The sequence below is a fragment of the Cupriavidus oxalaticus genome (assembly GCF_038900635.1).
GTDB lineage: Bacteria > Pseudomonadota > Gammaproteobacteria > Burkholderiales > Burkholderiaceae > Cupriavidus > Cupriavidus oxalaticus_B.
The window spans coordinates 245,268-266,845 of sequence record NZ_JAYMRX010000006.1; the positions used below are offsets into that span (position 1 = coordinate 245,268).

Annotated in this window: 38 protein-coding genes; 22 read left to right on the plus strand and 16 right to left on the minus strand. The window is 66.0% G+C overall.

The genetic code is table 11. The features are described from left to right. Nucleotides 1-90 precede the first annotated feature (90 nt). The 4 genes from VSR71_RS13040 (at nucleotide 91) to VSR71_RS13055 (ending at nucleotide 3,420) form a co-directional block, all read left to right on the plus strand. Nucleotides 91-1,602 carry an efflux transporter outer membrane subunit gene (locus VSR71_RS13040; RefSeq protein ID WP_342914273.1) on the plus strand — a complete coding sequence of 504 codons (1,512 nt, stop codon included), beginning with the start codon at nucleotides 91-93 and terminating at the stop codon, nucleotides 1,600-1,602. Between the two features lie 164 nt (nucleotides 1,603-1,766). Further along, nucleotides 1,767-2,333: an SRPBCC family protein gene (locus VSR71_RS13045; protein ID WP_342914274.1), complete on the plus strand. Its 567-nt coding sequence runs from the start codon at nucleotides 1,767-1,769 to the stop codon at nucleotides 2,331-2,333. Nucleotides 2,334-2,406: 73 nt separating this feature from the next. Further along, nucleotides 2,407-2,844 carry a hypothetical protein gene (locus VSR71_RS13050; RefSeq protein WP_342914275.1) on the plus strand — a complete coding sequence of 146 codons (438 nt, stop codon included), beginning with the start codon at nucleotides 2,407-2,409 and terminating at the stop codon, nucleotides 2,842-2,844. A 105-nt stretch (nucleotides 2,845-2,949) separates the two neighbouring features. Then, complete coding sequence (locus tag VSR71_RS13055) at nucleotides 2,950-3,420, plus strand: DUF2127 domain-containing protein (protein WP_342914276.1); 471 nt, start codon at nucleotides 2,950-2,952, stop codon at nucleotides 3,418-3,420. Here the strand turns inward: VSR71_RS13055 and VSR71_RS13060 are convergent. From VSR71_RS13060 to VSR71_RS13135, 16 genes are all read right to left on the minus strand, one after another. After that, nucleotides 3,417-3,602, minus strand: coding sequence for a hypothetical protein (locus VSR71_RS13060; RefSeq protein ID WP_342914277.1), 186 nt, complete (start codon nucleotides 3,600-3,602; stop codon nucleotides 3,417-3,419). The two genes, VSR71_RS13055 and VSR71_RS13060, sit on opposite strands and share 4 nt — an antisense overlap. Nucleotides 3,603-3,646: 44 nt before the next feature. Continuing rightward, nucleotides 3,647-4,732 carry a phage integrase Arm DNA-binding domain-containing protein gene (locus VSR71_RS13065; RefSeq protein ID WP_342914278.1) on the minus strand — a complete coding sequence of 362 codons (1,086 nt, stop codon included), beginning with the start codon at nucleotides 4,730-4,732 and terminating at the stop codon, nucleotides 3,647-3,649. A 3-nt stretch (nucleotides 4,733-4,735) separates the two neighbouring features. Continuing rightward, complete coding sequence (locus VSR71_RS13070; RefSeq protein WP_342914279.1) at nucleotides 4,736-4,933, minus strand: excisionase; 198 nt, start codon at nucleotides 4,931-4,933, stop codon at nucleotides 4,736-4,738. Nucleotides 4,934-5,043: 110 nt separating this feature from the next. Next, complete coding sequence (locus VSR71_RS13075; RefSeq protein WP_342914280.1) at nucleotides 5,044-5,430, minus strand: hypothetical protein; 387 nt, start codon at nucleotides 5,428-5,430, stop codon at nucleotides 5,044-5,046. 9 nt (nucleotides 5,431-5,439) lie between these two features. Next, complete coding sequence (locus VSR71_RS13080) at nucleotides 5,440-5,985, minus strand: hypothetical protein (RefSeq protein WP_342914281.1); 546 nt, start codon at nucleotides 5,983-5,985, stop codon at nucleotides 5,440-5,442. Beyond that, a complete protein-coding gene (locus tag VSR71_RS13085; RefSeq protein WP_342914282.1) occupies nucleotides 5,982-6,161 on the minus strand; it encodes a hypothetical protein in 180 nt (59 codons plus the stop codon). Before VSR71_RS13085 ends, VSR71_RS13080 begins: the two co-directional genes overlap by 4 nt. 48 nt (nucleotides 6,162-6,209) lie before the next feature. Beyond that, on the minus strand, nucleotides 6,210-6,947 hold the full coding sequence (locus tag VSR71_RS13090; RefSeq protein WP_342914283.1) for a hypothetical protein: 738 nt from the start codon (nucleotides 6,945-6,947) through the stop codon (nucleotides 6,210-6,212). A gap of 28 nt (nucleotides 6,948-6,975) precedes the next feature. Then, nucleotides 6,976-7,518, minus strand: coding sequence for a hypothetical protein (locus tag VSR71_RS13095; RefSeq protein ID WP_342914284.1), 543 nt, complete (start codon nucleotides 7,516-7,518; stop codon nucleotides 6,976-6,978). A gap of 21 nt (nucleotides 7,519-7,539) precedes the next feature. Then, complete coding sequence (locus VSR71_RS13100) at nucleotides 7,540-8,157, minus strand: lambda exonuclease family protein (RefSeq protein WP_342914285.1); 618 nt, start codon at nucleotides 8,155-8,157, stop codon at nucleotides 7,540-7,542. After that, on the minus strand, nucleotides 8,150-8,989 hold the full coding sequence (locus VSR71_RS13105; protein WP_342914286.1) for a recombinase RecT: 840 nt from the start codon (nucleotides 8,987-8,989) through the stop codon (nucleotides 8,150-8,152). The genes VSR71_RS13100 and VSR71_RS13105 overlap by 8 nt, the downstream gene beginning before the upstream one ends. Before the next feature lie 44 nt (nucleotides 8,990-9,033). Further along, nucleotides 9,034-10,254, minus strand: a complete 1,221-nt coding sequence (locus VSR71_RS13110) for a hypothetical protein (protein ID WP_342914287.1) — start codon at nucleotides 10,252-10,254, stop codon at nucleotides 9,034-9,036. Between the two features lie 25 nt (nucleotides 10,255-10,279). Then, entirely contained in the window at nucleotides 10,280-10,468 is a 189-nt protein-coding gene (locus tag VSR71_RS13115; protein WP_342914288.1) for a hypothetical protein, read from the minus strand. An 8-nt stretch (nucleotides 10,469-10,476) separates the two neighbouring features. Further along, nucleotides 10,477-10,608, minus strand: coding sequence for a hypothetical protein (locus VSR71_RS13120; protein ID WP_342914289.1), 132 nt, complete (start codon nucleotides 10,606-10,608; stop codon nucleotides 10,477-10,479). Between the two features lie 3 nt (nucleotides 10,609-10,611). After that, the gene (locus VSR71_RS13125) at nucleotides 10,612-10,953 is read right to left on the minus strand and encodes a hypothetical protein (protein ID WP_342914290.1); all 342 of its coding nucleotides are present in this window, start codon (nucleotides 10,951-10,953) and stop codon (nucleotides 10,612-10,614) included. A gap of 12 nt (nucleotides 10,954-10,965) precedes the next feature. Then, complete coding sequence (locus VSR71_RS13130) at nucleotides 10,966-11,187, minus strand: hypothetical protein (protein WP_342914291.1); 222 nt, start codon at nucleotides 11,185-11,187, stop codon at nucleotides 10,966-10,968. Between the two features lie 201 nt (nucleotides 11,188-11,388). Then, nucleotides 11,389-12,057, minus strand: coding sequence for an XRE family transcriptional regulator (locus tag VSR71_RS13135; protein WP_342914292.1), 669 nt, complete (start codon nucleotides 12,055-12,057; stop codon nucleotides 11,389-11,391). An 80-nt stretch (nucleotides 12,058-12,137) separates the two neighbouring features. On the opposite strand from VSR71_RS13135, the gene VSR71_RS13140 reads away from it, so the two are divergent. The 18 genes from VSR71_RS13140 (at nucleotide 12,138) to VSR71_RS13225 (ending at nucleotide 21,497) form a co-directional block, all read left to right on the plus strand. Beyond that, complete coding sequence (locus tag VSR71_RS13140) at nucleotides 12,138-12,350, plus strand: hypothetical protein (protein ID WP_342914293.1); 213 nt, start codon at nucleotides 12,138-12,140, stop codon at nucleotides 12,348-12,350. A 13-nt stretch (nucleotides 12,351-12,363) separates the two neighbouring features. Beyond that, nucleotides 12,364-12,588: a hypothetical protein gene (locus VSR71_RS13145; RefSeq protein ID WP_342914294.1), complete on the plus strand. Its 225-nt coding sequence runs from the start codon at nucleotides 12,364-12,366 to the stop codon at nucleotides 12,586-12,588. A 20-nt stretch (nucleotides 12,589-12,608) separates the two neighbouring features. Continuing rightward, nucleotides 12,609-12,788, plus strand: a complete 180-nt coding sequence (locus VSR71_RS13150) for a hypothetical protein (protein ID WP_342914295.1) — start codon at nucleotides 12,609-12,611, stop codon at nucleotides 12,786-12,788. Between the two features lie 4 nt (nucleotides 12,789-12,792). Further along, nucleotides 12,793-13,884 (plus strand): DUF1376 domain-containing protein, encoded by a 1,092-nt coding sequence (locus tag VSR71_RS13155; RefSeq protein ID WP_342914296.1) that lies wholly within the window; start codon nucleotides 12,793-12,795, stop codon nucleotides 13,882-13,884. After that, nucleotides 13,881-14,408 (plus strand): hypothetical protein, encoded by a 528-nt coding sequence (locus tag VSR71_RS13160; protein WP_342914297.1) that lies wholly within the window; start codon nucleotides 13,881-13,883, stop codon nucleotides 14,406-14,408. The genes VSR71_RS13155 and VSR71_RS13160 overlap by 4 nt, the downstream gene beginning before the upstream one ends. Next, a complete protein-coding gene (locus VSR71_RS13165; protein WP_342914298.1) occupies nucleotides 14,405-14,983 on the plus strand; it encodes a hypothetical protein in 579 nt (192 codons plus the stop codon). The genes VSR71_RS13160 and VSR71_RS13165 overlap by 4 nt, the downstream gene beginning before the upstream one ends. Then, nucleotides 14,983-15,216, plus strand: a complete 234-nt coding sequence (locus tag VSR71_RS13170; protein ID WP_342914299.1) for a hypothetical protein — start codon at nucleotides 14,983-14,985, stop codon at nucleotides 15,214-15,216. Before VSR71_RS13165 ends, VSR71_RS13170 begins: the two co-directional genes overlap by 1 nt. A 14-nt stretch (nucleotides 15,217-15,230) precedes the next feature. Further along, nucleotides 15,231-15,617 carry a hypothetical protein gene (locus VSR71_RS13175; RefSeq protein WP_342914300.1) on the plus strand — a complete coding sequence of 129 codons (387 nt, stop codon included), beginning with the start codon at nucleotides 15,231-15,233 and terminating at the stop codon, nucleotides 15,615-15,617. A gap of 4 nt (nucleotides 15,618-15,621) precedes the next feature. Next, nucleotides 15,622-15,843: a helix-turn-helix transcriptional regulator gene (locus tag VSR71_RS13180; RefSeq protein ID WP_342914301.1), complete on the plus strand. Its 222-nt coding sequence runs from the start codon at nucleotides 15,622-15,624 to the stop codon at nucleotides 15,841-15,843. An 88-nt stretch (nucleotides 15,844-15,931) separates the two neighbouring features. Beyond that, nucleotides 15,932-16,084, plus strand: a complete 153-nt coding sequence (locus tag VSR71_RS13185) for a hypothetical protein (RefSeq protein WP_342914302.1) — start codon at nucleotides 15,932-15,934, stop codon at nucleotides 16,082-16,084. A 6-nt stretch (nucleotides 16,085-16,090) separates the two neighbouring features. Beyond that, nucleotides 16,091-16,357, plus strand: coding sequence for a hypothetical protein (locus tag VSR71_RS13190; RefSeq protein WP_342914303.1), 267 nt, complete (start codon nucleotides 16,091-16,093; stop codon nucleotides 16,355-16,357). A gap of 69 nt (nucleotides 16,358-16,426) precedes the next feature. Continuing rightward, nucleotides 16,427-16,933, plus strand: a complete 507-nt coding sequence (locus VSR71_RS13195; RefSeq protein WP_342914304.1) for a hypothetical protein — start codon at nucleotides 16,427-16,429, stop codon at nucleotides 16,931-16,933. A gap of 23 nt (nucleotides 16,934-16,956) precedes the next feature. Then, nucleotides 16,957-17,178 carry a hypothetical protein gene (locus tag VSR71_RS13200; protein WP_342914305.1) on the plus strand — a complete coding sequence of 74 codons (222 nt, stop codon included), beginning with the start codon at nucleotides 16,957-16,959 and terminating at the stop codon, nucleotides 17,176-17,178. Next, complete coding sequence (locus tag VSR71_RS13205; RefSeq protein ID WP_342914306.1) at nucleotides 17,175-18,788, plus strand: portal protein; 1,614 nt, start codon at nucleotides 17,175-17,177, stop codon at nucleotides 18,786-18,788. The genes VSR71_RS13200 and VSR71_RS13205 overlap by 4 nt, the downstream gene beginning before the upstream one ends. Then, nucleotides 18,785-19,030: a hypothetical protein gene (locus tag VSR71_RS13210; protein ID WP_342914307.1), complete on the plus strand. Its 246-nt coding sequence runs from the start codon at nucleotides 18,785-18,787 to the stop codon at nucleotides 19,028-19,030. The genes VSR71_RS13205 and VSR71_RS13210 overlap by 4 nt, the downstream gene beginning before the upstream one ends. Next, nucleotides 19,030-19,902 carry a hypothetical protein gene (locus VSR71_RS13215; RefSeq protein ID WP_342914308.1) on the plus strand — a complete coding sequence of 291 codons (873 nt, stop codon included), beginning with the start codon at nucleotides 19,030-19,032 and terminating at the stop codon, nucleotides 19,900-19,902. Before VSR71_RS13210 ends, VSR71_RS13215 begins: the two co-directional genes overlap by 1 nt. 242 nt (nucleotides 19,903-20,144) lie before the next feature. Then, nucleotides 20,145-21,005: a phage capsid protein gene (locus tag VSR71_RS13220; protein ID WP_342914309.1), complete on the plus strand. Its 861-nt coding sequence runs from the start codon at nucleotides 20,145-20,147 to the stop codon at nucleotides 21,003-21,005. 36 nt (nucleotides 21,006-21,041) lie between these two features. After that, nucleotides 21,042-21,497, plus strand: coding sequence for a hypothetical protein (locus VSR71_RS13225; protein ID WP_342914310.1), 456 nt, complete (start codon nucleotides 21,042-21,044; stop codon nucleotides 21,495-21,497). The last annotated feature ends 81 nt before the right edge of the window (nucleotides 21,498-21,578 follow it).

Below are 21,578 nucleotides of genomic sequence, written 5' to 3' on the forward strand. Positions count from 1 at the left end.
CCCCCAACCCCTCTCCCGCAAGCGGGAGAGGGGAGCTACCTCGGCGGCGTTGAACCCGCCAGAGCACAGAACAGTCAAGGAAATTCCAAAATGATTGCCCACATCACAAGGCAGTTGCCCCGAATCGCTACGCTGGCCGCCGCGCTGATCCTGGCCGGCTGCTCGCTGGCACCGACCTACAAGGTGCCGGAGACCGCCACGGTGCCGGCGTACAAGGAAGCCGAGGCCGCGCAGGCCGAAGGCGCGCAATGGAAGACCGCGACGCCGGCCGAAGGCCAGCATCGCGGCGAATGGTGGACGATCTTCGGCGACCCCGAACTGGATCGCCTGATGACCGCCGCCGGCGAATCCAACCAGGACCTCGCCATCGCCGCGGCTCGGCTGAAGCAGGCACGCGCCTTTACCGGCGCGACCGAGGCGGATCTCTACCCGCAACTCAGCGTGGGGCTCGATCCGACCCGCTCGCAGCCGTCGGCCGCGTCGCAAGGACTGCCCGACGGCACGCGGGTATCGCCGCAGACCGTGCTGAAGGCACGCGCCTTCGCCAGCTATGAGCTGGACCTGTTCGGCCGCGTCGCGTCCAGCGTCAATGCCGCGCGCGCCGACGGCGAGGCAGCGGAGGACCTGTACCGTTCGGTGCAGCTCGCGCTGCAGGCCGACGTGGCGCAGGCGTATTTCGCGCTGCGCACGCTCGACAGCGAACGCGACCTGCTCAACGCAACCATCCGGCTGCGCGAGGATGCGCTGAAGCTGCTGAAGAAGCGCTACGACGCCGGCGAGACCACCGACCTTGACCCGGCCCGCGCCGAGGCCGAGCTTGGCACCGCGCGCGCCGACCTGGCCGGCATCGAGCGCCGCCGCGCCAACCAGGAGCATGCGCTGGCGGTGCTGACCGGCGTGCCGCCCGCGGCGTTCTCGCTGCCGGCGCGGCCGTTCGACGCCGCGCCGATCGCGATCCCGGCGGGGCTGCCGTCCGAGTTGCTGGAGCGCCGCCCGGACATCGCCGCGGCGGAGCGGCAGATGGCCGCTGCCAATGCCCGCATCGGCGTGGCCAAGGCGGCGTTCTTCCCGCGCATCACGCTGACCGGGCTGTTCGGCTTTGAATCGGCCGACCTGTCCAACCTGTTCAAGTGGTCGTCGCGCACGTGGATGCTGGGACCGCTGATCGGATCGACCATCGCGCAAACCGTGTTCGACGGCGGCCGCAACAGTTCCAACCTGGCCGGCGCGCGTGCCGCGCACGAGGAAAGCGTGGCCGCATACCGGCAGACCGTGCTGGTGGCCTTCCGCGAAGTCGAGGACAGCCTGGCCGACGTGCGCTGGCTGAGCCAGCAGGCGGGCGCGCTGGACAGCGCCCTGGGCGGCGCGCGCCGCGCGGCGCGGATCTCGCGCAGCCGCTACGATGCCGGCGCGGTCGACTACCTGGCCGTGATCGATGCCGACCGCACCGTGCTGCAGTCCCAGCGCGAGGCCAATGCGGTGGCGGGCTTGCGCGCTGCCGCAACGGTATCGCTGATCCGCAGGCTGGGCGGCGGCTGGGGGCCGGTGCCGGAGACGGTGGCGGCAACGCGGCCCGCGACGGCCACGGTTCCCGCGCAATGACGCGCTGCAATGACGCGCTGCAACGGCGCGCCCTGACGCGCTGCTAGCGCGCGCCACGAGCGCGGCGATGCTGGCGCGATGCCCCGGAATCACTACACTGGAAGCATCGCGCCACGCGTCCCGGACGCCCCGGGACAGAGTCGGGGCGCCTGGGTTGCGTCGTCATGCTTCGCTTCAGGAAACCGGTCTGGGGTTTGATCTTTGCCGCGCTCACGGTGGTGCTGCTGCTGGTGCCATTGCCATGGGCGGACCGCACCAGCATCCATGACGAAGTGGTGATCGCCCGGACTCCGGGCGAGGTGTTCGACTACATTGCCACGCCGCGGCACTGGCCGGCGTGGTACCCCGCCTCGGGCGCGGTTGCCGGAGCGACGGACCATCCGCTGGTGCCCGGCGAGCGCGTGGCCGAAAGTTTCGTGGCAGGCGAGCGCAGCGCCGTCGTCATCTGGACCGTCACCATCAGCCAGCGCCCGCGCCTCTGGGCGATCGCGGGCGAGGTGCCGGGCGGGCGCCGGGCCGGCACCATCACCTACAAGCTCACGCCGGCCATGACGCCGTCGCTGACTCCATCGGCGGAAAGCACGCGTTTCGAACGGGAATTCAGCTACCAGTCGCCCACGCTGCTCTTTGCGCTGATCAATCGCCTGATGCTGCGCTCGCGCCTGCAGTCCGAGTCCGCCGAGGCCGTCAGGCGCCTGAAGGCGAGGCTGGAAGCACCGCAAGTGCCATAGCCTTGCACGGCGGCGCGATCGGCACTAAGTTGGAAACAGCGGTTTACGCCGCTGCAGGAGGTTTGCCATCACCATGACGTCCCGTACCCTTGGCCTCGATACCGCAGCGTGGGCCTGGCGGCTGGCATTGGGCGCCACGCTGGCGCTCGCGTTGCAGTTCGGCGCGGGGCCGCTGCGTGCCCAGCCGCATGAATCGGGTTCGATCACGATCGGCGGATCGGCGCAAGTGCAGGGCCCGGTGCGGGTCCATGGCAGCCTGACCGTCGCCGGCCACGTCTATGCCAGCGGCCCGCTGACCGCGGCGTTTTTCACCGGCCCCGTCAGCGCCCGCGTGGTGCCATATCGCGGCGGCTACCTGAAGGTGTTCAAGGGCCCGTTGACCGTGCATGGCGACATGGTGGTCAATGGCGACCTGACCGTTGCCGGACCGCTGACCGTCGATGGCCCGCTTGCCGCCAGCGGCGGCATCGACGCCGACGGGCCGATGCGCGAGCGCGATTACGGCCGCTGACACTATCGCCACGGTATGGCGTGCTGCGCCAGCCCCGCTGCGCTGCGTTTCCCTGTTGCACAATACCGGCTTTGCAGTCACTGCAATCCGGGATGGGGAACACGCATGGCAAAGCAGGGAGAGGGCGGACTGGGCCTGAAGGGCATCGCAATGTTCGAGGCGGCCAAGGGCCTGCTGGTGATCGTCGCCGGCCTCGGGCTGGCCGCGCTGCTGCACCGCGATGCGCAGGCGCTCGCTGAAGCCATCATCCAGCGCCTGCACGTCAACCCCGCCAGCCGCTATCCCACCATCTTCCTGTCGCTGCTCGCGCATCCCGACAACGCGCGTTTGTGGGCGATCGGCGGCTCGGCGGCGGTCTACGCGCTGATGCGCTTCGCCGAGGCTTACGGGCTTTGGCGTGGGCTCGCATGGGGCAACTGGATCGGCGTCTGGTCCGGCGGCATCTATATCCCGCTGGAGCTGTACGAAGCCTTTGTCCATCCGAGCTGGCTGCATGGCGGGCTGGCGGCGGCCAACCTGCTGGTGGTGCTGTACCTTGCGCGGGGATTGCTGATGCGGCGCGTGTCGGCCGGCTAGGGCGATCCGGCGGTCAGGGCAAGGTCGATCAGCAACGGGTCGTGGTCGGAGGAGCGGTAGGCATCGGGGGCGTAGTAGGCCGGCACCGCAGGCGCGCCCGGGGCGGGCGCATACGAGAACGCCGCCGGCTCGTCGGCATTGATATGCCACGCCTGCACGGCGGACTGCCCGGAAACCCGCATTCTGTCGCGGTGTGTTCAAAACTTGATCAAAATTCGTTCAAAAGTCAGGCGGCATCAACGCGCACTTTGATGGCTTCCAGGCCGCGCGAATTGGCGTAGAGATCGGACATTGCATCGGTCATGTGGCCGAGCAGCGCCTTGGTATCGACGTGCCCCTGCTCCATGTACAGCCGCTTGCAGAGGCTACGGATCTCGTGGAAGGTCGGGGCATCGTTGCCCGTGATACCCGCAAGATCTCGAGCCTCGGCGAACGCCATGGACATGCCGCCCAGGCTTATCGGGTCGCCGCGCTTGGCGGCGCCGTTAGACCGGACGTGGTGAATCAGATACTTGCTGACCACGCCTGTCGTCTTGCACCTGGTGACAACGTCGCCCAGCGACATGCCGATGGCATCCATGCGCAATCTCAATGGGATCGCGATCCGCACCTCAGTCTTCGACCGCTGCAGCACTGCAACGTCACCCTTCACGAACGAGCGCTCCCAGCGCGCGACGGTGGAGCGGTCCTGACCTGACACCAGCGCCAGCAGCATGGCATTCTGCAGCCACGGCGCAACGTGCGGCGCCTTGGCTAGGATTGCGTTGAACTCGTCCAGTGTCATGCGGCGGCGCTTGACCTTCACCTTCACGCGCTCCGTCACCGTCGCCGGATTGGTTTGCATCCAGCCGAGCGCCACGCCCTTGCTGCAGATGGCAGTGATGCGGCTGCGAATTGCCTGGGCCCAGCGCATTTTTCCCTCAGCCTTGACGGCCTCCAGCATGTCAGCGACATCCTTCGTCGTTAGCGCCGCGCATTCGATGTGCCCGATGGCCTTGATGATGAGCCGGTCGTAGCCAGCCCTGGCCACGAGGGTGGTGTGCTTCAGCCCTTCGGTCGGCATCTTCTTGATCAGGTCTGCCACCGTCTCTACGCCTTGCTGCACGCGATCTGCGAGGGAACGCGTGGCCATACCTCGCTCGGCGACAAGGTTCGCTTCCAGCGCCTCGTGGATTGCCTGCGCCGTCGGCACGCGGCCGATTACATGGGTCTTGCCGTCGCGGGGATCGCGCCAGACGTAATAGCCCGGCCGCGGCTCGTGGAGGTTTGGCGGGAAGTGCGCGCGCTTGCGGATGCGTGGTCTGGCGGCCATGGCTTATTGAGGGATACGACTGGCGAGGGAAGGGCGGGCGATGCCGTTCTGGAAGACGGCATTTTCCTCGACATAGTAGGCCCGGCCGACCTTGACCGGGGCGGGGTAGATCTTGCCGTCCTTGATCCAGAGGCGGGCGGTGCGAATGGCGGGGGCCGGCGCGAAATTGCGTGCGAGCCATTCGTCAAGGCGCAGTTTCATTTGCTCTCTCCAATCCGCCAGGCCCGGCGGGTCAATTCGATGATTCGTTCAGCGTGCTGCTGCATTACAGGGTATGGCTTGTAATTCGCGGATACAGGCGGTGGGCTGTATCAGGTGGGTGAGTCCTGCTGGATGGCGGCGTCGATGTCCCGAAGCAGCTTTAGCGCGTTGATCTGATATTCCTCGAAGAAGGCGGGCAGCATCCGCCACCGCGCCGCATCCCGCGCGTCTGCCCCGGTAGCGAACTGCCTCTCAGCGACTTCGGTTATCGACACGCCGGCCGCATTCCGGTAGGCCGCCAGTCCTTCAGCATCACCCGGCATCACGAAGTCCACGAACTGGTTGCCGTCCTCGGTGACCAGGTGCCCAAGCAGTGGGGGCTGGGCGATAGGGGAGGCGCGGAGCACGCTCAGCGCTTCGTCCAGATCTGACTTGGGCTCGATGTATTGCGTCTGGCAGTAGGCCAGCACCAAGCGCAGCGCTTCGTTCTGTTCCATGTCCTCTCCTCAGATCCAGCTTGCCGCCACGTCGCGGCGGATCAGTTTTCCGGCCTTCTCGGCGCGCTGCAGCTTCTGTCGCGCAGTCCGGGCGGCGATCATGTCGGGCCGCTCCTTCTTCAACTTGCGCCAGCGCTTGCGCTCGATCTCGGCCGCGGTCTTTGCGCGCGGTCGCTGCGCATCCTTGCCGGCGCCCAGCTTCCACAGCCGGCCGCCGTATCCATGTTCCTTGCGCGGTCCATAGCCGGCGATGTGCACTGCCGCCGGATAGTGGTTCATCAATTCGCGCGATACCCAGTTGCGGTCGAGGCCGGTGATCTGCGAGATCTCGAGCGCCGATCGCATGCTGCCGTCTGCGAGCACGCGCTGGATTGCGCGCCAGGTCATCGAGTTGCCAGCGTCATAGGTGCGGCCGCGCGCACCGTGAAGTTCTAGTCCCTGCTGGTGGATTGCGCGCTCGCTGCGGTTCGGCAGCAGGTCGCGCCACAGCCGGATGTGCTTGCCGTTCTTCCACTCGCGGCGCAGGATCGCGAGTTCTTCGTTGGACCACTTCATGCCATCGCTCCGCGCGCCATCTTCTGCGAAGCCCGGCGCTGGATCAGCGCTTCGAGCTGCTGGTTCTTGTGGCGCAGTTCCCGGATCTCGGCGGCAGCATCCTTGCGGAGCTGGCGCGCTTCAGCGCTCTCGCAGTATTCGTTGGCCGATTCGAGGCGGTCGATGATGTCGTTCATGATGCTGCTCGCTGTGTTGGGTGGGCGGCCGGAGCCGCCCTGGGAAAATCAGGCCTCGGCGTCGATCATGGCCGAATAGAGTTCATGCGCCGACGCCTGCAATTGCTGCACAGTCGGCTCCAGCGCCGCGGCGGCACCTTCCTTGCCAGCCTTGTAGGCAGCGGCCCTGGCAGCGTCCCAGGCAGCGTCCCTGGCAGCGTCCCTGGCAGCGGCCCAGGCAGCGTCCCTGGCAGCGTCCCAGGCAGCGTCCCAGGCAGCGTCCCTGGCAGCGGCCCAGGCAGCGGCCCAGGCAGCGGCCCTGGCAGCGTCCCTGGCAGCGGCCCAGGCAGCGGCCCAGGCAGCGGCCGCATCCTTCTTGGCGGCATTGAGCAGCGGCTGCACGCGCTCCAGATCGGCCTTGCATGTGATCGGCGGCTGGGCCTTGATCGCTTCGGCGTGGTGCGCGAGCGCCGGCGTCAGCGCAAGCCATGCGACGGTGTGGACGCGGATCAGCCAGTCGGCCGCCATCCAGCCGCGCTTCTGCGACAGCTCCGGGCCCTTGGCGGTGCCCGGCAGTCGGGTGATGTACTGCTTGAGCTGCGCACGCTCATCATTCGAGCGCATGCCGTCGTTCCAACTGCGGCCGAACTGCGCCAAGATCGGATCGACACAGACCGGGGAATCGCCGAAGTCCTCGCCAGCGAACATGCTGACGACTTCAAGCAAGCAGTGGCCATCCTCCGGGCTGCTGTGGCCGCCATGATTCAGGATGATGGTGTCGATGTTGATGGTGGTGTTCTTGGTCATGGTGTCGTGTCCTGGTGATGTGGCGCGGTTACTCTTCGTCCGCCGTTTCCGGCTCTTGCTGCGGCTCCGGCGATTCACCGAACAACTCGCCGATCGTGTTGGGCGCCGGCGGCGTCAGCGTGATCTCGACATCCCGCTGCACGAAGCTGCACAGCTTGCCGAATGCCACTTCATCGGGGTGCACCACGGCGCGGAACATGATGATCACGGTGCCGCCGTTCTGCGGGAGCAGCTTGAACCCGTCAATGTCAGCAGCCAGTTCGATGTTGCTTTTGTCGCCGAGGCCGTAGTCCATCACCAGCTTGTAGCCCTTGCCGGCCAGTTCGAACTTGAACGCGCCCATCTTCGGGAAGCGCAGCACCGACAAGCGCTCCGGGTCGATCAGGTCGCCCTGGTCGTCCGGGCGTTTGTACAGCGCGTCGCGCAGGTCAGGTGCAAATCGCACCAGTTCGGCGTTGTCTGCCGCGTATTCGAATTTCAGGTCGCAGGCCGGCTTCTTCTCGGTGCCGTGGATCTCCGCGCGCGGGTTGACGCTGGAGAGCTTCACTTGTTGCTGGGTCAGTTCAAACATGTGGGGTCCTCTGGTGGTGGATTAGGCGGAGCGGCGCTCGAGCTCGGCGATCATCTGCTGCAGCTCTGCTTCGAACTGGAGCAGGCCGGCGGCGAGCTTGGCGATGTAGTCGTCATCGCGCGGTACCCGCTGCACGTAGAGGCGCAGGCGTTCGCACTGGCGCGGGTCGTAGGAGATGAAGTCCCACCAGGCGCGGCCGGTCACGAACATGTTTCCCTGCACCTGGGGCATGTGCTCTTCGGGCATGCCGGTCAGCCAGGTGTTGATGTGCACCGCCTCGTCGTGCGGCGACTTGATCTCGATGCCGCCGTCAGCGCCCACCAGTCCGTCGGGCGATGACCCGATGAAGTCGTAGCGCGGGTGCACGACAAACGAGCTTTCCTTGACGATATTGCCGGTCACCAGTTCATAGAGCATCACGCACGGGCCCTCTACCTCAGTGCCCCAGTTCAGCGCTTTGCCGCCGATCTCATGCACGGGGGCCTGGGCCATACGCTCGAATGCGAGCTGTCGCATCAGCTTCGCGCGCTCGGATGTTGGCTTGCCGGCCTTTGTGAGAGCGATCACGTCGACGAAGCGCGAACCAGTGATGCGACCGGCGCGGGCCTCGCGCCATTCGTCGGAGCGTTGCTCAGCCATGGCTTTGCTCCTCGGGCTGTTGCTGCTGCTCGCCGGCCTGCGGCTCTTCCTCGCCCGTCATCAGCTTCAGGCGGTCCAGTTCACCAGAGCCCAGCGCCTTGCGCTCCACGACAGTCATCTGCACGCCGCACGGCAGCTTCGTCTTGCCGCCCCACGCATCAGCCAGAGAGCCGGCGCCGCCTTCCTGAGCGATGAACTCCAGATCGGCGATGATGGTGTTCAGGCGGTCATCACGCTCTGCCGGCTGCGGCAATGCCGCCGTGGCGATCTGCGCGGGCGTCTGGCGCGCCGGCGTGATGTCCTTCTCGGTCGGGTAGTCGCCGATCTCTTCGGCGATGGGCATGCCCTTCAGCACGTCCGGGAACACGTCACGCAGAGCGAAGGCGCGGGCGCGCATCTGCAGCATGCGCTTCGGATACTGCGACCACGGGCCTTGCTTGCCGGTCAGCCCGGCCGTCTTGGCATCGGCCATCGAGAACGTGCGCACCTGCTCGCCCTCGCCGCGGCGCTTCACCTGGCAGATTGCCGTGCTTCCGTCTTCGGACAGCGACTCGTGCACGTACTCGCACAGCGGCGACGAACGCACCAGCGCGATCACTGCGTCACCCCACAGGGCAGGGCGGCCATTGATCACCGCGATGTTCTGCATGGCCTGCAGCGGCTTCAGGCCCAGTTCCATGCCCCACTGGATGGCAACCAGGACGTTGCCCGGCTTGCCCATGAAGTCCTTGGGCACGATGGAGGAATCGGCCAGCACGTCGGCGAACTTCATCGCCTCCTCGAGCGAGCGGGGCGAGAGGTCGAAATGCTGGGTGGTGGTCAGTGCTGTCATGGTGATCTCCAATGCCCGAGACTCAGCCGGGCGTTACGGGGTGGTTAGGCTGTTTCTTTGAACTCGGCGTCGACCAGGGTGGCCGCGTCGATGGCTGCGTCGCGCGCCTTGCGGGCATTCGCGAGTTCTTCGGAATCACCGGTCTGCTCGGCGTAGCTCCACTGGCGCAGGGCATCCAGCATCTGGCACGCAGCGGCACGAATCTGCGCATCGGCGGCGTCGGCGGCCGCGCGCTTGGCCTCTTCGTCGCGGCGGCGCTGCTCTTCGGCCTCGCGCTGCTGGCGCTCCATTTCGGCACGCTCGTCTGCCAGGCGCTGTGCCTCGGCGGCTTGGCGCTCGCGCTCGGCTTGCAGTTCAGCCTGCTCGGCCTTCCACTTCTCGCGCGCTACCCGGTCGGCCTCTTCACGCTCGGCGCGGGCCTTGGCTTCCTCTTCGCGGGCGATGCGGTCAGCCTCGGCGCGCTCGGCCGCAAGCTGGCGCTCGTGGGCTTCACGCTGGGCGCGCAGTTCGGCTTCCTGTGCGGCACGCTCTTCTGCGAGCCTGGCCTGTTCCGCTTCATAAGCCTCGCGTGCCTTGCGCTCTTCCTCGGCCCGCTCGGCGGCTGCTACCCTCTGGCGCTCTTCCTCTGCAGCGCGCAGCCGGGCCAGTTCCTCGCGCTCGGCCTTCAGGCGGGCGGCTTCCTCTTCGCGGGCCACAGCCGCGGCGTGAATCTCGCGCAGCTTGTCGAGGGTTTCGTCCTTAGCAAGTTGGGCTTGGCCTTGGAACTCTTCGAAGCTGGCGTCGATTGGCGTGTTGGTGACGTCTTGGATGATCTCGGCAACCTCGTCAGGCTTGCGGCCGGTAGCGACCGTCACCCACTCCCGGATGCGAGCAATTTGATAGTGGAGATCGGCAATCCGCTGGCGCTCCGCCTCGGCCTTGGCCTGCTTCTCGCGCTCGCGTTCGGCGTCCCAGTCGTCGCGCATGGTGCGCAGGCGGGATTCCTCCGGCTCGATGATGGCGATCAGGCGCTTCTCTTCCTCGATCACCGCCTTGGAGAACTTCGTCGCGTCGTCGCGCGCTTCCTTGCCGGCCTTGGTGATCGCGATCCTGGCATTGGCCAGGACCATCATCGCGCCGTGGCACTGCTCGCGGCCGGCCGGGTTCTTGATCTCGACGATGTCCGCGTGCTTCGCGGCCAGTTCCTTCAGCTTGGCCTCGTGATCAGCGGAACCCAGCGCGACGGCGGCGCGTTGCGGCAGGGTCAGTTCGGTCGACTTGCTCATCTTGTTGTTCTCCGGGGTGGATGGGTCAGGACAGGCGTACGCCGGTCAGAGGGTTGAAAGTGCCGCGGCGCGGTGCGTGCTGCGGTGCGCAGGTCCAGCGGGCGCCCAGCGCGGCGATTGCTTTCTGCGCCAGGCCAGCGCGGCGGGCGGATGCCTTCTCGTCGGCGCTCAGGCCGCTCTCGATGTGGCGCAGGTCGGTCATCTTCGGGATCATGGTCAGCCTCACAGTCCAAACATCTGCAGTACGTTCGCCAGCAGCAGCACGCCGATAGCGATCCAGGTGCCGGTGCGCAGGCGCTTCAGGTTCTTCGCCTGGCGCGCGCGCAGCGTGTTGAATTCGTCGATGTCGATCACGGCTCAATACCTTCCGTAGTCGGCCTTTGCCGCGCCGTCGTCGTAGTCGTCGGCGGCCTTGTTCGTGCAGTAGTCGAGCCAGTAGGCGTCGACCGCATCGCGCAGAGCCTTGCCAAGCGCACAGTCATCGGTGCCAGCAAAGGCCTTGAGGACATCGCCGTTGCGCTTCTTGTCGGCCATCACTTCCGACACGGCTTCGTCCAGGTCGCCGTAGGTGTAGGGCTGCATCGCCTTCAACTTCGCCTCGGCCTCGTTCTGGATCCACGTCTCGCGGCGATAGGCGCGGTCTTCGTCGCGCAGATAGGCGTTCAGGTATTGCGTGTTGGCGCAGGGCATCGCTTGCATGGCTCGCTCCGATCAGTAGCCGAGCAGGTCGCGCGCAGCGGCCAGCGTGGCGGGGATGGTCTCTGCAACTTCGGTAGCGACGCCGTTGACGATCTCGATGCTCGAGACGATCAGCATCCCGGTCTCGACCACGAAGCGCGTCAGCGCGGGACGGTCGTGGCTGTCGATCCAGCGCATCAGGCTCGCGACCTTCGGCTGGCTCAACATCTCGTTGTGGGTCAGGGTGGCTGGCATCGCTTGCTCCAGTGCGTTGTGTTGAGAGCATTAAACAACCTGCGCGGATCGCTGTCAAGCACACTCAACATAATTTGCGCTGGCGGGCCGCCATGTGTGCGGTAGCGGACGCAAAAAAGCCCGCTCGTGGCGGGCTTCGTTCTGTTGTTTTTTGGTGCTTAGGTGGTTGGACCAGTTAGGCCGGGGGCGCGTCCTTGTGGGTCAGATCCGCTCGCTTTGCTTGTGAACTACTCTGCCCAGGATGAAGGTGTCGCCGTTCAGCGGGCGGTCCCGGTAGATGCGCTTGTCGGAGTTGTCGGAGGCTGCGATCCAGTGGCCGTCGCTCCGGAACAGCCGCTTCACGACTGCCTCGCCATCGTAGTTCAGGGCGAAGGCTACGCCGTCCTTCGGCTCGACATCTGCGGTATTGATGACGACCCAGTCGCCGTCGAACAGACCAGGCTCCATGCTGGCCCCGCCGACTTTTATAGCCAGCAGGCACTCCGGCTTGTACCCATTACGCTCATACCAGCTGCGGGAAAAGACGATCGGCGCAAGATCGTCATCAAAAGGCTCGACACCAAATCCCGTGATGCCGGCCGAAAGCTTAATTCTCACTCTTCTGATCGCCGGATAGTCCGGGTTGTCCTCTAACGAAATTTCTTTGGCCGCGGTCGGGCGCATCTTGCCGCGTCCCGTCGCCAGCCAGTTTGGCGAAACGCCCAGCGCCTGGGCGGTCTTCACAAGGTTTTCACCCTCCAGGCTCGTGATCGTGCCTTTGAGCCAGAAGGATACCGCGCCACGCGTCACACCGACGCGTCGCGCGAGTTCGATCTGTTTTATCCCCGCCTCTTCAAGTGCAGTGCGGAGCCTTTCTGCGAGCGTATTCATGGTTAGCAGAATAGACGCTTGTGAGATTAGCTTGCTTGACATATCATTTGTCTAGTGTGCTCAACAAACGGGATCAGACGATGAATCTCACCAAACAACAGGCCATCGACGTATTCGGTAGCGGCGCCGCGCTTGGACGAGCTCTCGGCCTGACTCGTGGCCGTATCTCGCAATGGCCGACCACCCTGGACCAGAAGCAGACCGACATGGTTGTCGGCGCTGCCATCCGGCTCGGTAAGCAGTTGCCGCAAGGCCTCGTGCCCGAAGTCGCCGCTGAACCCATTGCCGCCTGACCGGAGAACCACCATGTCCCGCCGCGCTGAATTTCGCAACGAGGTCAAGACGCGTCTCCGCGATCGCGCCTACGAGGCGCTCCAGCTCTACAAGCAAGTGCACGGCATCGAGTCCGATTCCGCTGCCTTGGCTCGCATCGCCGAAGTCGCGTTGTTTGGCGCTGTGGGTACTTTGCCCGCGGTCATCGCTGGCGTCAGTGACGACTTGGGACAAACCGGGACGCGAGTTGCCGCATGAGTTGCAGCAGGATTGAAGTGATGGCCTTGCTTCCAGCAGACGAAGCCAGGGATTTGGTCACGCGCGCGGCAAAGCTGGGCGTCTCCACGCCCGAGATGCTGGGGTATCTGATCCTCAAGAGCGCGTATGGAGAACTGCACCCCGAGGTCATCGCGTTTGGTGCGCGGGCCAAGCTGGGACAGATTGGGACGGGGGAGTAACAGAATGGTCGACCTACCAGAGCCGCTTACGCCGGCCGACTGCGACCTGCGCGATTTCCAGTTCATGCCGCTGGACGTGGTGCGCCTGCGCGACAGCGACATTGCTGTGATGGTCACCGGCGAGGAATTCCGCAGCGCTGTGATGCTGTGGTGCGCTGCCTGGCACCAGGTGCCCGCCGGCTCCCTCCCGAACGACGACCGATCACTGGCCTCGCTGGCTGGCTATGGCCGCGCCGTGGGCGAATGGCTTAAGGTCAAGGACGGCGCACTGCGCGGCTGGGCTGAATGCTCCGACGGCCGTCTCTACCACGCCGTGGTGTGTGAGAAGGCCCGCGAGTCGTGGGACTCCAAGCTCCAGCACGCCTACGACAAGCTGGTGGATCGCCTCCGGAAACTGAACAAGAAGCGCGAGGAAACCGGCCTGCCTTCCATCGTCTGGCCGACCTTCGATGAGTGGAAAACCATGGGGCGTCCGCTGGAATCGAAGCTCGTTCCGGTGGAAAAGAAACAGGTTTCCGGTGGAACGCCGAAGCCTTCCGCTGGATTCGAAGATGATTCCGGTGGAAATCCGCCAGAAAAAGCTCTTAAGGGACAGGTAAGGGAAGGGACAGGTAAGGGAGAAGTTAAAACCCTCTCTTCGTCAAAGGTTAGTGGTACATCCCGCGAGGGTGCTCTCGATGACGCCCATGTCCCGACGACGGCGGTCGAATGGGCAAAGTTCTTCGATGCCGAGCACGGGGTCCAGACCGACACCTACACGGTCAAGGGCCGGGAAAAGTTCTGGCCGTTGGCCCAAGGCTGGATCGACGCGGGCCTGTCCATCGGCAAGATGCGCGCCGCGGTCGCCAAGGCGAAGGCCGACACCGACGAGCCGATCATGTACCTGCCGGCGTACGTGAACCAGGTCCTCATCAACGCCCAAGCCCGCGCCACCAAGCCGCCAAAGGCCGCGCCGCTGCACTCCATGGACGACAACGCCCTCAACGCCGAGGGCCGCAAGCACGGTCTCGAAGCGCGCCCCGGTGAGGAACGGCACGCCTTCATCGGCCGCATCCAGACCGCACAGGCCATCGCCCAAGGGAGGGTAGCCGCATGACGCACGACCGCACGCCACCGAACGCACCCGATACCCCGGTGCACGCCACAAAGCCCGGCCAGTGCTCCGCGTGGGGCTGCCCGATGTGGGCCGGCATCAAGGTCGGCAACGACTGGGTGTGCGACTGCCACGCCTTCGCCGACATCACGCAGTGGCAGGAGGTGACCGCCAGGCTGAACCAGCGCCTGAAGCTCGTGCGCGCCACCCACCGCGCGATGAACACCGACCCGTTCAAGGGCTGGTCGCACGCCGCGGCGATGTACATGCCCAAGATCGGCCGGCCCGACCTGGTGCCGATGAAGGTCACGCTCGCCCATCCGTTCAAGGACCGCCACACCGGCGAGATGGTCGAGCGCAGCGTCGAGCGCGACGAGTCGAAGCACCTGTCGCTGTGGGCCACGCGCATGCGCAGCACGCTGTTCCGCGAATGCTCGATCGGCATTCCCCAGGCCCAACAACCCACGACGCAGGCACAGGCCGCCGGCCCGCAGACTGCCGCGTCGCTGCTGCCGGAGTTCGCATGACCGACTTTTTCGCCACCGTGACACGCGACGACGCCCCGCAGCAAGGGCTTGATTTGCAAGGGGATGGACACGCAGCAACGGGTACGCCATCGCGCGCGCGCGCATTTCCCACGGCCAACCTCAACGTCCTCGCCCTCGACCTTGGCACCACCACCGGATGGGCTGTGGCCACGCGAGACGGGCGCCAGAAGTCCGGCAGCCTGCGCCTTGACCCGAAGAAGCTGGGCGGTAATGGCCGGCGCTGGATCGCCTTCCGCGAGTTCCTGACGGCCACGGCGCGTGAGGCTGGCGGTGTGCAGGCGGTCTACTACGAGCGCGTCTGCAGCCACACCGGCACGACGGCGGCGCACGTCTACGGCGGCTATCTGGCGATGCTCGAAGCCTGGTGCGCGGCCAACAACATCCCGATGCACGGCGTGGCTGTGGCGACCGCAAAGAAGGCCTGGACGGGCAACGGCCGGGCGAAGAAGCCGGACATGATCGCCGAGGCCGAGCGCCGCGGCGTGAAGGTCATCGACGACAACCACGCGGATGCTCTGGCGGTCCTGGCGTACGGCGTGAAGCAGGAGGCGTGATGAGCGGCGTATTCGTGTTCAAGGGCCGCGGCGGGGACTTCTCGGAGGCCGTCGCCTCGATGGACAAGCTCACGCAGGAATGGACGATGCGGGCGGCCCGGGGCGAGTGCTCGTGGATCTGCGCTGACTGCTGCATGTCATTCCCGGAAGGGATGCCGGCCGAGTGCGCGCACGGCCATCAAAGCTGCACGGACATCATCAAGCGCGACAAGGCTGACGCGCAATCGAAGTAACCACAGGAGAAACCATGCGAACCATCAACGACCACGTCATCAACCCGGCCAACGACAAGCTGACCATCACCGTCACCGACACGCCCGGCGCCGGCGGCGCGAACCATCGCTATGCCGTGCAGGGTTTCGACGCGTCGACCAACGTGTCGGCCGACGGCACCGAGAACGGCCTGACGGTTCTGTTCCAGAACGGCCCGATCAACGAGGTGGGCGTCAACGGCATTACGCAGGAAGTGCTGCTGGCCATCGTGGCCGACCGCCTGCGCTCGTTCCAGGCTGGGCCGTTCGCCTGCCGCGAGAACGCGCTTGCCCTGACGAAGATCGAGGAAGCCCAGCACTGGCTGCAGCAGCGCACGATTGCGCGCATGCGCCGCGGTGTCGAAGGCACGCACCAGGTCTGACGCCATGCACGCCCACGGCAGCACTCCATTCGGCGAGCGCGTCAAGCAGACGCGGAAGGCGCGCGGGATGGGGCTGGAGACTTTCGCGCAGCGCGTGGGCATCGCCGTATCCCAACTCACCGGCTACGAGAACCGCGGCGTCCTGCCACGGCTCGACATCGCCATCGCAATGGCCCAGACGCTGGGCTGCACCCTCGACTGGCTCGTTGGACTTTCGGAGACCTGATCGTGCTTCTGCTGCTACCGCTGCTCGCGCCATACATCGCCTTGGATATCGCGATGGCCATGTGTGGGCTGAAAACTTGGAGGGGCCTATGACCACCTCGCACATCCTCTGCCTCGCCATCGGGGCGATCATCGGCGGAGCCGTCGGCATGTTCGCCACGTGCCTGGTGGCCGCTGGCCGGATCGGCGAAGACCCGCTGCCCGAGATCCAGCCCGAGCGCGTGCGCCAGTACCAGGACTGACCGCCTATGGTGCTTGCGCCGGCTGCTGACCTCGTCGTCGACTGGAATGCCCTGTTCCTGCAACTGCAGCGGGAGGGGTACAGCACGCCCGACATCGAGCACTTCACCGGCATCCCGCGCGGCACGTTCATGGGCTGGAAGAACTCCGGCGCCCAGCCGCGCCACCCCGAGGGCGAACGCATGATCGCCTTCTGGGCCCAGGCCACCAGCCTCGCGCGCGATGCGCTCCCCATGAAGCAGGCCGAGTTCTCGGCCGCCAAGATCGGGCGGTGACCACCTGTCGGGAAACCGACAAGCGGCGCCGCCGATACTCGCCACCAACCTCCACAGGAGATCCCACCCATGTCCACCCGCAAGCTCAACGTGCAGACCCCCGGCGACGCGCCGGCCACCACCGACCAGGGCGAAGCCCCCGAATTGCGCACCGACGGTCCGACCGTGGCCGAATACGTGACCGCAGGCTATCGCGCCGAGAACTACCCGCCGCAGGGCTACGCCTCGCGCAGCACCGACGAGGAAATCAAGGCCGCCATCGCAGCGCAGACCGTTGGGGAAGGTGCCGCCACCGGCGACGCGCCGGCCGGTCAAGCCGACGAGCTTGCCGCTCTGCGCGCCCGCATCGCCCAGCTGGAAGGCCAGGTCAAGTCGAAGGAAGACGAGGCCGCCGAGCGCCTGAAGGCCGACGAGAAGGCCATGGCCGAAGCCGATCGCATGATCACGCGCGCCGACCGCGCGAAGTACCTGACCATGCATTCGTCCGAGGTCGACGCCAAGAAGCTGCTGGCGCCGGTGCAATGCAAGGATGGCTGGCTCGCGCCCGACATGTCGGACCGCCCGGCCCGCCGCTGATCCCCCAGGAACAGGAGAGCACCATGTGCGGCGGCAAACCAGACCTCCCACCGGCAACCGACCCGAAGGTCGAGCGCGAGCAGGCTGACGCGGACGCCGCATCGGCTGCCAACGCCAAGACCGCAGAGCTTCGCCGCCAGCGCCAGCGCCAGTCGCTGCTGGCGGCAGGCTCCGGCGGGGCAACCGGCGGCGCGCCGGCAACCACCAGCGTGATGGCCTACGGCAAGGACAAACTCGGATCATGAGCGAAACAGCGCGCGCGGACGAACTGCTGCGGCGCCTCGGGGCAATGCGAGGCACCCGGCAGACCCTCGAAACGGTCTGGCAGGACTGCTACGACTACAGCTTCCCGATGCGCGGTACCGGCTTCTCCGGAGCCAAGGACGACATCACCACGGCGCAGAGCAAGCGCGCGCGCCTTTTGGACGCCACCTCGACGGACGCCGGCCGCACGCTGGCAGCTGCCCTGAAGGACGGTGGCACGCCGAGCAATTCCCGGTGGTTCGGCCTGTCAGCCGGGCGTGACACGGACGCCGAGAAGCGTTGGTTCGAGGCCTGCGCCGACACCATCTGGGAGAACATCCACGCCAGCAACTACGACGCCGTCGGCTTCGAGTGCTGCCTTGACCTGGTCGCGGTGGGATGGTTTGTCCTGTACATCGACGTGGACCGGGAAGAGGGCGGCTACACCTTCGAGCAGTGGCCGGTCCAGTCCTGCTACATCACGTGCTCCAAGGCTGGCGGTGCGCCCGACACGCTGATGCGCTGCTACGAGATGACGGTCGAGCAGACGGTCAACAAGTTCGGCATCGACAACGTCAGCGCGAAGACGCGCGACATGTACCGCGAGCAGAAGTACGACGAGAAGGTCAAGCTGCTACGCGCCATCTACCCCCGCAAGATCCACGCCGTCGGCGCCGTGCGCGCGCAGAACATGCCGTTCGCATCGTGCGACATCGAGGTCGAGGGCAAGGTGGTGGTGCGCGAGTCGGGGTATCACGAATGCCCGTTCGTCGCGCCGCGCTGGGTGGTCGTGCCGGACACGCCCTATGCCATGGGCCCGATCTTCGATGCGCTGCCGGACATCAAGCAGCTGAACCGCCTGGTGTACCTCGAGGACAGCAACGCCGAGATGAACATCGTCGGCATGTGGATCGCCGAAGACGATGGCGTGCTGAACCCGCGCACGGTCAAGATCGGCCCGCGCAAGATCATCGTCGCCAACTCGGTCGACAGCATGAAGCCGCTGCAATCGGGCGGGAACTTCGAACTGTCCTTCACGAAGCGGGACCAGCTGCGCGCCCAAATCCGCCGCACCCTGATGGCCGACCAGCTGCAGCCGCAGGACGGTCCGGCCATGACCGCGACCGAGGTGCACGTGCGCGTGCAGCTGATCCGCCAGCAACTCGGGCCGATCTATGGCCGGCTGCAGGCGGAATGGCTGCAGGGCATGATTCAGCGCTGCTTTGGCTTGGCCTATCGCGGCGGCATCCTGACCCCGCCGCCGCAGAGCCTGGACAACCGCGAATTCCGCGTGGTGTTCATCAGCCCGCAGGCCAAGGCTCAGAAGCTGGAAGAGGTATCGGCCGTGGAACTGACGGTCGCCGCGGTCGGGCAGATGGCCGACGCCAAGCAGGACCCCAGCGTGTGGGACAACATCGACACCGACGAGGCCGTGCGTGTGGTCAGCGAAGGTCGCGCCGCGCCGGCCAGCATCATCCGGCCGCGCGACGAGGTGATCGCCATGCGCGAGCAGCGCGCGCAGGCACAGCAGCAGGCGGCCCAGCAGGCGCAGCAGCAGGAAATGATGCAACCCGCGGCTCAACAGATGGGCAAGAACATGGCGGCAGCATGACCGATCCGACCCCCGATCTGTACAAGCAACTCTTCGAGGACGACCGCCGCGGCGCGGCCATCCTCGACCACCTTACCCGCCTCTTTGCCAGGCCGGCTGTCACGGCCGGTGGCATCGACGCTGTCCTGCAGACCTACCACCGCGACGGCCAGCGCCGCGTGCTGGAGTTCATCGTCAGTCAGATCAATCGCGCCAACGGCGTCGAGGGCGAGCAATTCGAAGTCAAAACGGAGGAAAACTGATGAAGCGCAAGTTCCTGCATTACGTGCTGATGGATGCCGCCGGCGGCGATGGTGGCGCAGGCGGTGGTGGTGCCCCCGCGGGCGGCGCCCCGGCCGGTGGTGAAGGTGGCCAGCCCAGCGGCGGCCAACCTGCCGGCAGCCTGCTGGCTGGTGGTGCAGCGGGCGGCCAGCCCACCGAGTTCATCCCCGAGAAGTTCCGCGTCACCAAGGACGACGGCACGCTGGATCTCGAATCGTCCAGCCGCAAGATGGCCGAGACCTATGGGCAGCTGGAGCGCCGGCTCGGTACCGCCGACGCGCCGCCCAAGTCGGCCGAGGAATACGCCGTGACGGTGCCGGACACGCTGAAGGATGCGTTCGACCCGAAGACCGACGAGGGCTTCAAGTCCTTCGCCGGCAAGATGCACGGCCTGGGCCTGAGCCAGAAGCAGATGGACGCTGTGATGGAGTCCTACTTCGAGATGGCGCCCAAGCTGGTCGGTGGCGCTGCAGCCCTCGATGAGCAGTCGGCGCGCGCGGACCTCGAAAAGACCTGGGGCACCGGCAAGGCGTTCGATGACCAGGTCAAGCTGTCGTACAAGGGCGCAGCGGCCATCGCCAGCAAGGCCGGGTTGAACATCGACGACCTGATGCGCCCCGATCGCCTGGGCAATAACACCGACTTCCTGCGACTGATGGCGGCCATTGCGCCCGAATTCGCCGAGGACACGAGCCCGGGCGGTGGTGGCATCGACATGCCGACCAGCCAGGAAGAGGTCGACAAGCTCATGACGTCCGAGGCGTACACCAACGCCAAGCACCCGGAGCACGCCAAGGTCAGCAAGCAGGTGCAGGCCTACTTCCAGAAGAAGTACCCCGGCGACGCACTCTGACACCAGTTTTCCAACCACCCGAGGGGCCCGCGAAAGCGGGCTTTTTCATTTCTGTCGGGAAACCGACACCCCCGCAGCGCGAGCATCACGTCCATCAACTGGCCCGCGTGGCGTGCGGACAACCAGAAATGGCCCTCCCTGCTGCGACGTGAGCCGGTCGAGCGGGGCGAATGTAGGACGGGTCCGGAAACGGGCAACCCGAAAGGCGACATCGACATCCTCACCTTTTGGAGAACTGGACCATGTCCAACACCATCACCCAAGCATTCGTTATCCAGTGGGATAACACGATCCGGCTGCAAGCCCAGCAGAAGGAATCGCGCCTCGAAGCGTGCGTCTCCGACAAGGGCAACATCACCGGCGAGTCGTTCACGGCCAACCGCCTGGCGCCGCTCGACGACACCCCCGAGAAGACTGTCCGCCACGGTGACACCGTCTGGTCGGACCCCAACCACAGCACCCGCGTGGCGCTGATGAAGGACTTCTACCAGGCGCTGCCGGTGGATCGGAACGATGAGCCGAAGGTACTGGCCAACCCGACCGGCAGCTACATGGAATCGCTGATCGCCGCCTGGAATCGCCGCAAGGACCGCATCATCTTCGCCGCTCTGCTCGGCAACTCGCAGACCAAGGAAGGCGCACAGGTCGCGCTGCCGGCGGGCCAGAAGATCGTAGCCGGCGGCACGGCTTTCACGAAGGCAAAGGTGCTGGCGGCCCGCAAGCTGTTCCGCAAGAACGAAGCGGACAGCCACAACGGCGAAGAGCTGTACATCCCCTACAACAGCGAGATGCTGGAAGACATCCTCGCCGATACCACGCTGACCTCCGCCGACTACCTGGCCGGCCAGATGCTGCAGGACGGCGACGTGGCCCGTAAGTGGATGGGCTGCATCTGGGTGCCGTACGAGGGCATCCAGCTGTCGGGCGGCACCTACAGCACCGTGATGTTCGCGAAGTCGGCACTGCAACGCGGCACCGGTTTCGTGGAAGGCAAGTCGCAGCGCCGCGGCGACAAGCAGGACACGATGCAGGTGTCCATGGCCGGCTCCTACGGCGCCGTGCGCGTCGAGGAAGAGAAGGTCGTCCAGATCGACTTCGTCTAAGCCGCGACCCCAACCCATTCGAGATAGGAGCCAACCATGGCAGAAATCGTTTCCCGCCAGGCCGCCAAGGTAGCGGCTGGCACCAAGATGAGCCCGAACGAGGCGTACGGCCGCAAGCGCGTGGTCGTCATCACCTCGCCTGCCGCCCACGCGCTGGCGCAGAACGACACCGTCGCCAGCCCGGTGCTGCTGCCGGTGGGCACGCGCTTCACCTGCAACTCGTTCGTGTCCTGTGCGGCGATGGGCGCGGGTGTCACCCTCGACGTTGGCATCCGCGACGCCAATGGTGTGGCGATCGATGCGGACGGCATTGCCGCAGCCGTCGACGTGGCAGCCGCTGGACGCAGCGCCCTGAACAACGGTGCACTGGTGGCCGCTGGCGCCGAGTACGTGACCACGGTGCCGTGCTACGTCTACGCGACTTTCGGCGGCGCCAACCCGACCGACAACGCGCAGTTCCGCATCGAAGTCGAGGTCGTGACCGCCGACTGAGCCGAGCAACGCTTGTCTCCTCCACCCGCGCGAGCGGGGTTTCCAACCCGGGGCCGCGCGCCCCGGTTTTTTCTTGTGAGG